The 13788-nt window shown below is 64.6% G+C and carries 3 protein-coding genes; all 3 read right to left on the bottom strand.

Features of this window, described 5'->3' with window-relative positions; all coding sequences use genetic code 11:
• Positions 1-11 precede the first annotated feature (11 nt).
• A complete protein-coding gene (locus PDR5_RS18880; RefSeq protein WP_064597949.1) occupies positions 12-809 on the bottom strand; it encodes a DUF4123 domain-containing protein in 798 nt (265 codons plus the stop codon).
• A complete protein-coding gene (locus PDR5_RS18885) occupies positions 806-2809 on the bottom strand; it encodes a type VI secretion system Vgr family protein (RefSeq protein ID WP_064597951.1) in 2004 nt (667 codons plus the stop codon). The genes PDR5_RS18880 and PDR5_RS18885 overlap by 4 nt, the downstream gene beginning before the upstream one ends.
• A 231-nt stretch (positions 2810-3040) precedes the next feature.
• Positions 3041-13564, bottom strand: coding sequence for an autotransporter-associated beta strand repeat-containing protein (locus tag PDR5_RS18890; protein WP_064597953.1), 10524 nt, complete (start codon positions 13562-13564; stop codon positions 3041-3043).
• Positions 13565-13788: the final 224 nt, after the last annotated feature.

The following is a 13788-nucleotide window of genomic DNA, read 5'->3' on the forward strand; positions in this document are numbered from 1 at the left end:
CGCTCGCCCGGTTATTGCAGAGAAGGCGTGTGGAACAAGTGGTGGATTTGCGGGTGTTGGGCGATATCGCGGCTGTCGAGCAACGCCAGCAGGTTGGCGAAGTTGAACAACTCGGATCGGCTGCTCAGGCCAAGCGCGCTGGCCTGGGCTTCCATTTGCTGCAGCGCTGGCCAGCGCTGGGTCAGGGTTTCTCCGACATGAAATCGGGAAAAGTGCTTCAACAGATGCGCATCCAGATCCAGCAACGCTCGGCGCCGATCCACCTGATCCAGCGCCGCGTTCTGTTCCGGGTTCAGACAATAAGGGACGGGCAGCTCCGGACACTCGGCCTGCCGAGGCCGATGGACGTGCCAGGCATCGTTGACGCAGTCCGCCGTCACCACACAGGTCAAAGGCCCGAACAAACGCTGATCGCCACTGGCATACAGCGCATGCACCACCCCGGCATCGGCCAACCGCAACAACGCCGATTGCCCGGCCGGCAATTCGACGCTCAGCAGTTTGCGCAGGTGTTCACCAACGCTGTGCATCGGCGCGCAGCTGAACAACAGCACGCCCCACTCTTGCGCTGCGTGTTGCAGGAAGAACCGTACCAATGGCTCGTCAGCCCGCTCGATGGCCACGAGCAGAGGCGATAGATCGCGCAGTGCCGCGAAGGGTGGCTGGTCATACAGAGCAAATGTGCTGACCGAAGGGTTAATCTGCTTCAACCGCGTTGGCAGATCACTGATCGTCGCCCCATCCAGCAGCAAAAAGGCCTGGTGTCGGGTCCATGGCAAATCGTCGGGCAGACCGGTCGAAAGGCTCACGCGCGGGCAGCCTCGCAGATCAGACAACGCGAAGTGCGCGTAGACACCAGGGCGTGGCGTTGCTGAACCGGATCAAATGCCACTTTCAACAATGGCAACGCCCCCGGCACCAGCGGTTGCGCCGCCATTCCCGGCGCAGGCGCACCGCCCTGAAGAATCGGCACGCTGCTGCAAATGCCTTCGGGCCCCAGCGTCAACCAATGCCCGCCGGCCTTGATCGTCACATGGGTGCCGCCGTCGATGACCACTTGCTGACCGGCCCCGAGGTGGATTTGCTGACCGGCGCTGAGCCGTTGGCTGGCGACCCGAATGTGGCGGTCGCCATGCACCCACAGGTGATCTTCCTGTTTGAGTTCGGTCAGGCGATTGCCGTGGGTCAGATGGTGTTCGTCGCTGTGCAGCTCATGACTGGCAATGCCGCCAACGACCACGGTGCGTTGATTGTCGACCTGGACTCGCTGGTCATTGAGCACAAGCTGGACAAGGTCACGTTGCGCGCGGATGGCGATCTCTTCGGCGCCTTTCTTGTCCTCGATGCGCAACTCGTTGTAACCGCCACCACCGGGGCTGCTCTGGCTGCGCCAGATACTGCGGGTCTGCTCTGCTGGCAGATCCAGCGGCACTGGTGTCACGGCGTTGGGCAGGCAACCCAGCACGAACGGCTTGTCCGGATCCCCCTCGGTGAACCCGACCAGCACTTCCATGCCGACGCGCGGAATCTGCACGCTGCCGTATTGGTCATGAGCCCAGCCTGTGGCTACGCGCAACCAGCAACTGGATTGTTCATTGAGCTGGCCTTCGCGGTCCCACAGCAGTTGGACTTTCACCCGGCCGTAGGCATCGCAGTAAATCTCTTCGCCGGGCGGCCCGGTCACCACAGCATGTTGGTTGCCGTTGATTCGGGGTTTACGGTGTTCGAGGGCGGGGCGAAAAATGACGTCCCAGGGCGTCGCGACGAAGTGGTTGCGATAGCCCTGAGTGAAGCCGTCTGCGGTAGCAAGATCGGTCGCCGACTCTTCCAGCACTTGCGGCTGTCGGCCAACGTGATCGACACGGGTCAGCAGCCATAAACCGTTGTAATCGGCGCGCGGATGTTCCCTGATGTCGACGAAGCTGCCACTGCGCATCAGGCTCTGATCGCTGCGCCCCTGTGCTTGACGGTAATCGGCGCGATGCCGCTCAAGGGCGCGTTGACTGAGATGTCTACCCTGATCGCGATGAGTGAACTGACCGGGAAAGCGGTAATCCTCAAGCACTGGAAGCCGCATTTCTTTGGCTTCGGCGTCCAGTTGCACGCTTGGCTTTTCGAAGTGGTAATCACGGCGACTGACGTGCGTGGTGCGGGTTTCCAGGCGGACGTTGAAGCGGTCTATGACCGCAGTTTCGGCAACCATGCCGCTGCCTTGTGCATAAGCTGTCGGTGCAGCCGGCGTGGGGAAAGCGCTCTGATCATCACCGAATACCAACAGGTGCCCGTCGCGACTGTGCTGAAAATGAAAGTGCAGTCCCTCCTCCTCACACAAGCGCTGGATGAAGAACAAGTCCGTCTCTTCAAATTGCACGCAATACAGACGAGGCTGGTAATCGGCGCTGAGCTGGAAACGCCAGGCATCCGGCTGCATGCCGTGGTCGCTCAACACGCGGGCGATGATTTGCGGCACGCTCTGATGCTGGAAAATTCGTTGGTTATGACGATGGGCGAGGTAGGCCAGATGGGGCACCAGAACAATCTGGTAGCGGGTCAAGCGTGTGCCCGAATCACCTTGGGCGACTCGATGGATCTGGCCGTGAATGCCAGAGCCGTCCGGGCAGAATGACAAAAAGGCAGGCCGGTGCAGCAGGGCTTCGAGATCAAGGTCGCGGCGTTCACTGACCAGCTCAAGTTCGACCTGGTAGATTTGGTTGAGCGCTTCCCGGGCCCGGAATTCGAACACCTGAAGGTCGTGGGGAAAACCCTCTATCTCGAGTCTGAATACAACGGGTTTGCTGGCGCCAAACATCCACTTTTTCCTGTGCCTTTTTCAGGCTCGGGACTTTGCGTGGGTCTACGGTTCGACGCAGTCAGGACAATCGTTTAATCATGTAGGACATGTCCGTGATGCCAGAAACAAGCCTGCCGCTTTAGCAAACTCCTACAGCAAGATCCGAGTTGCGGTGAAAGCACGTCCGCAGCCTGTGATCGGGCAAAAAAAAACCGCCCTTGCGGGCGGCTGAAGTGCTTCGCTCCTGAATCAGAACCCGAGGCTGAAGCTGATGGTCATCGCATGGTCGTTGCTCTCGTTCGACAGCTGCCCCGAGTAACCGATACCGAGTTTGCCGGTCGGGCTGATCTGGAAGTCCACGCCCGCTTCGACCACCGCGCTGTCCTTGGCAATCGGCACGCCCTGGGTGTTGAACGAGGCGCCGCCGTCGATGAAGGTCAGGTCGGCGTCGGGTTTGGTGTCGCCAAAGGCATGCCGCCAGCCGAGGGCCGCGCGCGGGGTGAACTGCCCGCCGTTGGCCAGGGTGATGACCTTGCCGGCGCGCACGCCCAGGGTCGAGAAGGTGATGTCCTGATCGGACTCGGCGCGCAGACGCCCCACCCCGCCTTTTTCCTTGGCCTTGTCGCTGTCGTAGTTGACGTACGCCAGACCGGCGAACGGCTCCAGGGCAATCCCGGCCGCTTCGATGGCATAGCCGACTTCACCGAACACCTGGGCGCTACGGGCGTCGTAATTGGCTTTCAACCGATCGTTGTAGGCGCCGACGCTGACGTCGCGTTTGGTCTCGATGTCGTGCCAGCTGTACGCCGCACCAAGGCGCACCGCCAGGGCATCGAATTGCGAGTTGAGGTACGCCGCCAGGTGGTAGCTCTCGACCGTGGCATCCGAGCGACGATCATGGGCATCCAGATCGCTGCGGGTGTAGCCGGCGGCCATGCCGACGCGCCATTGGTCGTCGAGCTGCTTGTCGGTGCCGAGCATGAAACCGCTCAGGTTGCGATCCAGCTTCGCACTGTTGCTGTTGCCGTCCGACTCGCCCCAGGCGCCGAGTGCGCGGGCCCAGCCGACCATCTCGCCGTGGCAGCCGTTGCTGCTCAACTGATTGTCGCTCGGGGCCAGGGCCCGGCGTGGATCGTCCGGCGCGCTGCACGACGGCTGGCGCATACGGTCGTTGACCGCGTCCCGCACGTAGCGCGAATCCTCGAGGATTGCGCTGGCGGTGCTGGCATGGATTTCCCCCGACAGACTGTCGAAGGCGTTACGTGCCCCGGCTACGCTGAGGTTGACGATTTCGTCCTGCAACGCACTGCCCGCCGCACCGTTACGCATCAACGCCGAGGCGGTGTTGCGCTGGTTGCGGGTGGCGGCGACGTCGACGAACGAGTTGCCGTTGCGGCTGACCACCAGGTTCACCGCGTTAGCGTCATACACCAGCGCCGTGTCGAGGAACGCATATTGCGGCAGGTCGGCGGCGCTGAAGGTGCCGGTCACTCCGCCACCGGCGGTGATCAGCGAGTACACGGTATTGCCGGTGAACGGTGCCAGGCTGTTGACCTGCAGACCGCCGCCCAGGGTGGCGGTACCACCGACCGCCAGTGGGGTGGCGGTCGGCGAACTGACGGTCAGGGCCAGCACACCGTCGGCGGCGTTGGTCAGGTTGCCGGCGACACTCAAGGTGCCAGCCTCGGCACCGGATTGCACCACGCCATGGTTGACCAACGAACCGACGCTGCCGTTACCGCTCAACCCGGCGCCGTTGGCCACGGTGACCTGCCCGCCGAGCGAAGCCCGAGCCGAACGGCTGCCGACCTGCAACACGCCTTGATCAACCGCCACCGTGCCACTGAACGGCTGATTACCGGTCAACAGCAGGGTTCCGGCCCCCCGCTTGGCCAATGCGCCGGTACCACTGAGCACACCGTTGAACTGACCATTGGCGTTCTGCTGGAACACCAGCAATGCGTTGTTGAGGATGTTGCCCTGCAGGCTGGTGGTATTACCGATCAGCGTACCGCCGCTGACCGTAGTCCCGCCGCTGTAGGTGTTGGCGCCGCTGAGGATCAGGGTGCCGGAATCCAGCTTCTCGATGCCGCCACTGCCCACCAGCGGTACGGAGATTTCCGCACTGCCACCGGCATTCACCCGCACCGGCGCGAGGCTGCCGCCCGGGCCGTTGACCGGGGTCAGCGTACCGCCGGCGCCTGGCACCAGGCTGTAACCGCTGGACAGGAACTGCAACCCGGTGAAGTTCTGATTGCCTTGCACCGTGACTATGCCGCTCTGCCCGCCGAACACGGCGAACTGACCGTTCGACGCCAGCGCCTGAGTACCGCTCGGATCGGTCCAGTTGGTGCCCGGCCCCCACACGCCGCTGCCGCCACCGATGCTGCCGTCCGGATTGGTGGTGCCACCGTTCCAGAACTGCACTTCGCCCGGGGTGTTTTGCACCAGCAGGTTGACCTGATTGGCCAGCGCGGTCTGCAGGGTCAGATTGGCCGCCGACACCGGCAGGCTGCCGTAGACCAGACCGTTGTTGGTCAGGCTGCCGCCGTAGCTGAACAGTTGATAGACCCCGGTGCCGAAGCCGCCGGCGTTGCTGATGTTCAGCGTGCCGTCGAGGGTCAGGTTGCCGGCGACGTTGACCACCGTTGTAGAACTGGCGGCCGAGCCGAGGCTGAAGTCCAGGTTGGTGCCTGAAGACAATGCCAGCGAACCCACCGACAACGGCGTTGCAGTGCCGCCGCCGGTCAGCGTCGCACCGTTGGCCAGTTGCACGGCGCCGGCGAACACGCCGCTGCCGCCGACCTTCGCCCCGCTGGCTACGTTGACGCTGGCACTGTTGAGCACACCGTTGACGTTCAGCGAACCGCCCTGCACCGCGGTGTTGCCGGTAAAGGTGTTGTTGCCGGTCAGCAGCAAGGCGCCGGTGCCGGTTTTGTTCAGGACGCCGGCGCCCGTCAGATTGCCGGTGTAGCTGCCGTCGCTGTTCTGCTCGAAGGTCAGCGTCGCGTTGTTGGCGATGGCGCCTTGCAGGCTGCTGGTGTCGCCACGGGTGCTGCCGCCGTTCAGCGTCGTGCCGCCGTTGTAAGTGTTGGCGCCGCTGAGGACGAGATCGCCACTGCCGTTTTTCACCAGACTGCCGCTGCCGGTGATTGCCCCGATCAGCGTGGTGTTCTGGTTGCCGGCCAGGGTCAGTTGCGCCCCCAGGTTGATGGCGTTGGCCAGTTGCAGCGCGCTGGTGCTGTCGAGGGTGCCGTTGCCCAGCACGCTGAGGGCGCCGCTGCTGATCGCGCTGTTGTTGCCCAGGATCAGCGAGCCGCCAGACAGTTGAGTGCCACCGCTGTAAATGTTGCTGCCGTTGAGGGTCAGACTCGACGCGCCGGTCTTGATCAGACTGCCGCTGCCGCTGACCACTCCGCCGAGGGTCAAGGCGTTGGAGCCGGCGACGGTGAGTCCGCCATTGAGCACCACATCGTTGGCCAGACTGACTGCCGCGTTGCTGTCCAGCGCCGTGCCGTTGGCGGCGGTCAACACGCCGGTGCCGAGGGCCGCGTTGTTGCCGACCACGATCTTGCCGCCGTTGAGCGCAGTGCCGCCGGTGTAGCCGTTGGCCGCGTTCAGCACCAGGGTGCCGGTGTCGTATTTGCCCAGTGTGCCGGCGCCGTTGAGCGCCACGCCCACGGTGGCGGTGACGTTCGGGTCGACCCGCACGGTGGCATTGCCCAGCGACCCGTTGACCAGATTCAACGACCCGGCCGTGCCGTTCTGCAGGCTGTAGCCATCGGTGACGAATTGCATGCCAGTGAGGGTTTGCGCGCCGTTGACGGTGACAGTGCCCGCCGTGCCCTGGAACACCGCGAAGTTGTTGGTCCAGGCCTGATTGGTGGTGCCGTTGACGTCGGTCCAGTTGGTGGTGCCGGTACCCCAGGTGCCGCTGCCGCCATCCACCGAACCATTGGCGACCAGTTGGTTGCCGTCCCAGAACTGCACGGTAACGCCCGGTGCGGTAACCAGCAGGTTGATCTGGTTGGCCAGTGCGGTTTGCAGGGTCAGGTCGCCCGGAGTGACGCTGCCCGGCACAGTGCCGATCAGCATGCCGTTGTCGGTCAGGCCGCCGGTGTAGTTGATCAAGCGGTACACGCCGCTGCCGAAACCGCCGATGTCGCTGACGTTGAGGGTGCCGTCCAGGGTCAGGTTGCCGCCGACGTTGACCAGCGCGTTGCCGCCACCGGAGACCGGTGTGCCGAGGCCGACATCGAAGTTGGAATTGGCGTTGAACACCAGCGAATTCACCGAAAGCGTGCTGCCGGTGGCACCGGCCAGATGACCGCCATCCGCCACGGTCACGGCTCCACCGAGCGAGCCGCCGCCGGTCAAGGTACCGCCGCTGTTGACCAGCACACTGGCGCTGTCCAGCGAGCCGCTGACGTTCAAGGTGCCGGCGTTGACCGTGGTGTTGCCGGTCAGGCTGTTAAGGCCGGTCAGGGTCAGCGTGCCGGTGCCGAGTTTGCTCAGTTCGCCGGTGCCGGTGAGCACACCGCCGAAAATGCTGCTGGCGTTGTTGCCGCCGATGCTCAGCGTGTTACCGCCGCCGATCAGTGCGGTGCCGCTGCCGGTCAGGCTGGCGAGGCTGCCCGAACCGCCGAGGTTCAGCGTCGCGGCATTGCCGAGATTGACTCCGGCGTTGCTGCCCAGTGCCGAGTTGCCCAGGGTGGTCAGGCTGCCGGACTGCACGTCGAAGGTGCCGCTGAAGGTGTTGTTGCCGGACAGCGTCAAGTCGGCCAGACCGTTCTTGGTCAGGGTGCCCGCCCCGGCGATCACGCCGCCGAGCGTCAGGTTGTTGTTGCCGGCCACGCTCAGGTTGGCATTGACGTTGAGGTTGTTGGCCAGCACCAGCGGCGCCGTGGTGTCGAGGGTCGACGCGCCTGCCACAGTCACCGCGCCGGAACCCAGGCCCGCCGCGGTGCCGAGGGTCACGGTGCCGGCGTTCAGCGTGGTGCCGCCGCTGTAGGTGTTGATGCCGTTGAGGGTCAGGTTAGAGGCGCCGTTCTTGATCAGACCGCCAGTGCCGCTGACCACGCCGCTGAGGGCCACGTCGCTGTTGCCGGTGTTGGTCAGATTGGCGTTGAGCACCACGTTGTTGCCCAGCGACACCGAGGTGTTGCTGTCCAGCGCCGAAGCACCGGCCACCGTCAGGTTGCCCAGACCGAGGGCGCCGTTGCTGCCGGCGGTCAGGGTGCCGGCGTTGAGGGTGACGCCGCCGAGGAAGTTGTTGGCCCCGCTCAGGGTCAGGTTGGCCGCGCCATTCTTGGTCAGGCTGCCGGCGCCGTTGATCGCACCGCTGAGTGTCAGATCGTTGCTGCCGACGATGCCGAGGTTACCCGCCAGGTTGATCGCGTTACCCGCCGTGACAGCACTGCTGGCATCCAGAGTAGTGCCGTTCGCCGCGTTCAGGGTGGCCGAACCCAACGCGCTGTTCGACGCCAGAACCAGTCCGCCCGCGTTCAATGCCACCGGGCCGAGGAACGCGTTGTTGCCGCCAAGGGTCAGGTTGGCGGAGCCGTTCTTGATCAGCCCGCCGGTGCCGTTGATCACACCGTTGAGGGCCAGCGCATTGCTGCCAACGATCGTGAGGTTACCGTTGAGCGTGGCCGCGTTGGCCAGGGTCACGGCGGTGTTGCTGTCCAGTTGCGTGCCGGCATTGGCGATCAACGCACCGCTGCCCAGCGCGGTGTTGCTGCCGACCACGATTTTGCCGCCATCGAGTTGCGTGCCGCCGGTGTAGCTGTTGGCGCCATTGAGCACCAGGGTGCCGCTGTCGAGTTTATTGAGAATGCCGCTGCCGTTGATGTTCACGCCGACTGTGGCGGTCACGCCCGGATCAACGCGCATCGCCGTGGTGCCGCCGGCACCGTTGACGGCGGTCAGCAGTCCCGAGGTGCCGTTGACCACGTTGTAGCCATCGGTGAGGAACTGCATGCCGGTGAACAGTTGCGTGCCGTTGACCGATACCGTGCCGGCCGTGCCCTGGAAGACCGCGAAGTCGCCGGCCCAGGTCTGATTGACCAGACCATTGGCGTCGGTCCAGTTGGTGCCGGCGCCGTTCCAGGTACCGCTGCCGCCATCGACAGTGCCGTTGGCGATGGTCTGGCTGCCGTCCCAGTAACGAATGTCCGAATTCGGCGCCGAGACCTGAATGTTGATCTGATTGGCAACCCCGATCTGCACCACCAGATCGCCCAGCCCATAACCGACCGGCACGCTGGCAACGTCCAGGCCCAGATTGGTCAGGGCACCGGTGTAGTTGAACAGACGATACACACCGACGCCGAAACCACCGGCATCGGTTACGTTGAGATTACCGTCGAGGGTGAGGTTGCCGCCGACGTTCATCAGCGACGTGGTCGAAGGTGCCCCCAGCGCCGCATCGACATTGCTGCCGGCCGCGAGCGTCAACGATCCGGCCGAAAGTGTATTACCCGACGACAGGGCCAGGTGACCGCCGCTGTTGATGGTCATCGCGCCGAGTGCCGAACCGTTACCGGTGAGGGTGCCGCCGGTATTGACGTTGACCTGGGCACTGGCCAGCGAACCGCTGAGGTTCAGGGTGCCGCCGTTGACGGCGGTGTTGCCGACGATGCCGTTGATCCCTGTCAGGTTCAGGGTGCCGGTGCCAACCTTGGTCAGACCGCCGTTGCCGCTGAGGTCACCGTCGAAGGTGCTGGTGCTGCTCACCCCGCCCACGGTGAGGGTATTGCCGCCACCGATCTGCACGCTGCCGCTGCCGCTCAGGCCGTCGAGGCTGGCGCTGCTGCCGAGGTTGAGGCTGGCGCCGGCGCTGATGTTGGCGCCGGAGGTGTTGCCCAGCGCCCCGCTGCTCAGGGTGGTGACGCTGCCGGCGGCAATGTTCAGCGCGCCGGTGAAGGTGTTGGTGCCGCTGAGGGCCAGGTCGTCCAGACCGGTTTTGGTCAGGCTGCCGGCGCCGTCGATCACGCCACTGAGGGTCAGGCCGTTGTTGCCGGCCACCGTCAACCCGGCATCGAGAGTGATGTTGTTGCCGAGGGTGAAGGCGCTGCTGTTGTCCAGCGTCGCGGCGCCACCGACAGTGAGCGTGCCGCTGCCCAGTGCGCCGGGCGCGCCGACGGTCAGGGTGCCGGCGTTGAGCGTGGTGCCGCCGCTGAAAGTGTTGGTGCCGTTGACGGTCAGGTTGGCCGCCCCGTCTTTCACCAGTTGGCCGGTGCCGCTGAGCACGCCGCCGAGGGTCAGGTTCTGCGTGCCGCCGACGTTCAATGCCGCATTCAGCACGACTGCGTTGGCCAGGCTGACCAGCGGCGAACTGCTGTCGAGGGTTGCTGCCCCGCCAACGGTCAAGGCGCCGGTGCCGAGCGCCGAGCTGTTGCCGACAGTCAGCGTACCCGCGTTCAGAGTGGTGCCGCCGACGTAGGTGTTAGTGCCGTTGAGGCTCAGGTTGGCGGCACCGTCTTTCACCAGGCTACCGGCGCCGGCGACCGTTCCGGTGAGGCTCAGATCCGCGCTGCCGCCCACATTGAGCGCCCCGGCGAGGTTGACCTGGTTGCCCAAAGTGACGGCGGTATTGGTATCCAGCGTGGTGCCGGCCGCTGCGTTCAGTGCACCGCTGCCCAGCGCGGTGTTGCTGCCGACGATCAGTTTGCCGACGTTCAGCGCGGTGTTGCCGAAGTAGGTGTTGGCGCCGTTGAGGATCAGATCGGCCGGGCCGCTCTTGATCAGGCCGCCGACACCTGAGACCACACCCGCGAGGGTCAGCGCATTGCTGCCGCCAATGGTCACGTTGCCGCCAAGGTTGACGTTGTTGGCCAGGCTCGCCGCCGTGCTGGCATCCAGTGTGGTGCCGTTGGCGGCGTTGAGTACGCCAGTGCCGAGGGCGGTGTTGGAGCCGACGACCAACGTCCCGGCGTTCAGCGAAGTAGCGCCGGTGTAGGTGTTGTTGCCGGTCAGGGTCAGGGTCGAAGCACCGGTCTTGATCAGGTTGCTGCCGCCGCTGATCACACCGCCCAGATTCAGCGGGTTGGCGCCGCCGGTGGTGAGGTTGGCGTTCAGCGCGATGGCGTTGTTCAGCGTCACGTTGGCGCTGCTGTTGAGCGTGCCGCCCGCCCCGCCCACGGTCAGCGTGCCGGTGCCGAGCGCCGCGCCGTTGCCGATGGTCAGGCTGCCGGCGTTGAGTGCGGTGCCGCCGGTGAAGGTGTTGGCGCCGTTGAGGGTCAGGTTGGCCGTGCCGTTCTTGATCAATTGACTGGCGCCGCTGACCACCCCGCCAAGGGTCAGCGCATTGCTGCCGCCGATCCCCAGATTGTTGTTGAGAATGACGTTGTTGTTCAGCGTCACCGCGGTATTGCTGTCGAGAGTCGCCGCGCCGCCGACAGTGATATTGCCACTGCCCAGCGCAGCGTTGGCACCCGCTGTGATGGTGCCGGCGTTCAACGCAACAGCACCGAGGAACGTATTGGTGCCGTTGAGAATCAGGTTCGCCGCGCCGTTTTTGGTCAGCCCGCCGCTGCCGCTGACCACGCCGCCGAGGGTCAGGTTGGCGCTGCCACCAATGTTCAGGTTACCGCCGAGGGCGACGGCGTTGCTCAGTGCCACAGTGGTGCTGGCATCGAGGGTGGTGCCCGCCGCCGTGGTCAGCGCGCCGGTGCCCAGCGCGGTGTTGGAGCCGACGATCAGCGTCCCGGCATTCAGCGCCGTGCCGCCGGAGAAGGTGTTGTTGCCGCTGAGGGTCAGGTTAGCGGTGCCGTTCTTGATCAGGTTGCCGGCGCCGCTGATGACCCCGCTCAAGCCCAGCGCCTGAGTACCGCCGATGGTCAGATCCGCCGCCAGCGCCACCGCGTTGGCCAGGGTCACGGCGGTGGTCGCATCCAGCGTAGTGCCGGCCGCCGCGTTCAACGCACCCGTGCCGAGGGCGGTGTTGCTGCCGACGAGCAAGCTGCCGCCATTGAGCGCGGTGGTGCCGCTGTTGGTGTTGTTGCCGGTCAGGGTCAGGCTGGCGCTGCCGCTTTTGGTGATCGCGCCGGTGCCGGAGACGATGCCGGCCAGGGTCAGGGCATTGCTGCCAAGCACGTTTAACGCACCGGTGATGCCGACGTTATTGGCCAGGGTCACGTTGCCGGTGCTGTCGAGGCTGGTGCCGTTGCTGGTGTTGAGTACACCGGTGCCCAGCGCGTTGTTGTTGCCGACGCGCAAGGTGCCGGCGCTGAGGCTGGTGTTCCCGGTGTAGGTGTTGATGCCGTTGAGGGTCAGGCTGCCGCTGCCGGTCTTGGTCAGGTTGCTGGTACCGCTGATCACCCCGCCCAGGGTCAGCGCTCCGGTGCCGGTTGCGGTCAGGGTGCTGTTGAGCGTGATCGCGTTGGCCAGCGAAATCGGCGTCGTTGCCGAGATGCTCGAAGCGCCGCCAACGGAGATGCCGCCGGTGCTGAATGCCTGGTTGTTGCCCACCAGCACCGTCCCGCCGTTGAGCACGGTGTTGCCGGTGTAGGTATTGATGCCGTTGAGGTTGAGCTGACCGCTGCCGATCTTGGTCAGGCCGCCAGTACCGGAAATCACGCCGTTGAGGGTCGTGCCGTTGATGCCCTGCAGGGTCAGGCCGCTCGCGCCCAGATTGATCTGGTTGGCCAGCGACAGTCCCGCGTTGCTGGCCTGGAGGATCCCGCCGTTGGACGTCAGCACACCGCTGCCGAACGCGGCGTTGTCGTTGAACTGCGCGACACCGCCATTGAGTGTGGTCGCCCCGCTGACCAACGGCCCCTGCAAGGTCCAGGTGCCGCTGTTGAGGGTCAGGTTGTTGAAGTTGACGTAGGTCGCGCTGGACGCGGTGCCGGTCCCGGTGACGCCACCACCGACGCCGCTCGGGTTTTGCAGGATCAGCGTGTTGGTGCCCCCCGCGCCGCCATCGATGGTGCCGGTCGGGGCGAAGGTCAGGTTGATGCCGACCAGGCCACCGAGGCCGACGGAGACTTGCACACCGTCACCGACGTTAACGCTGGAACCGGTGATCGCGTAGAAGGTGTTGGTGCTGCCCGCACCCATCGACAAGCCGCCAGTGATGTTACCGGCGTTGGTGAAGGTGTTGCCTGCTGCCGACGTCTCGAACGCGATCCGGCCGTTGATCGTGCCGCTGGCACTGTTGGTCATGTTGACTTGCGAACCGCCATACACCCCGACCACCGGGGTATCGGCCAGGGTGATGCCGCCGACCGACAGCCCTGTGGACGTAATGGTGCCGTTGTTGGTAATGGTCGTGGTACCCGCCGCCGCGTTGTTCACGCCGATAGCCAGGCCGTCAATGCTGGTCAGGTTGAGGCCGAGCAACATCCCCGTGCCACGCATGATCCCGCTGGCATTGTTGACCACGCTGACCGTGCTGGTCGCGCCGGTGCCGATGAATGCACCGCCACTGAGGATCGACACCAGGCCCAGCAAGGCCGGGTCGACGGTGCCGGAGTTGTTCAGATTGATATTGGCCCCGGTCAGGTTGATGACCTTGCCGCCCAGCGTCGCATTCATCTGCGCGCCCGAGTTGACGTTGACCGTCAGGCCGCTGGTGGCACTGCTGTAGTCATTGAGAAACAGCGGCAGGCTCGGAACGCCCGAACAGGTAATCGTGGAGCCTGCCGCCGAACAGGTGGCTAACGCCTGCTCGCTGACGCCACCGAACAGCAGTCCGACGACGCTCAGATGCACAGCAAGGGACAGTGGGGAAAAACGCGAAACGAGGGCGACACCAAACCTTGCTTCCACGGGCTACTCCTTTCGTGGCCGATTTCGTCCTTGAAGGCGTGTAACAGCTGCAAGATCCAACACGCGTATCAAGCGTATGACGGTCATCAGATAAACCGTCCTGTTCCAGACACACGCTAGTTGATGCCCCGCGAAGGGGCACCGGTTAAATAGTGTTAATACTTTTGTGCGATAAGGCCCTGCGTCGATACTTCCGGCCGTTCTGAGCAAGGGCTTGAGGATGA

This window comes from Pseudomonas sp. DR 5-09 (assembly GCF_001655595.1).
Taxonomy (GTDB): domain Bacteria; phylum Pseudomonadota; class Gammaproteobacteria; order Pseudomonadales; family Pseudomonadaceae; genus Aquipseudomonas; species Aquipseudomonas pharyngis.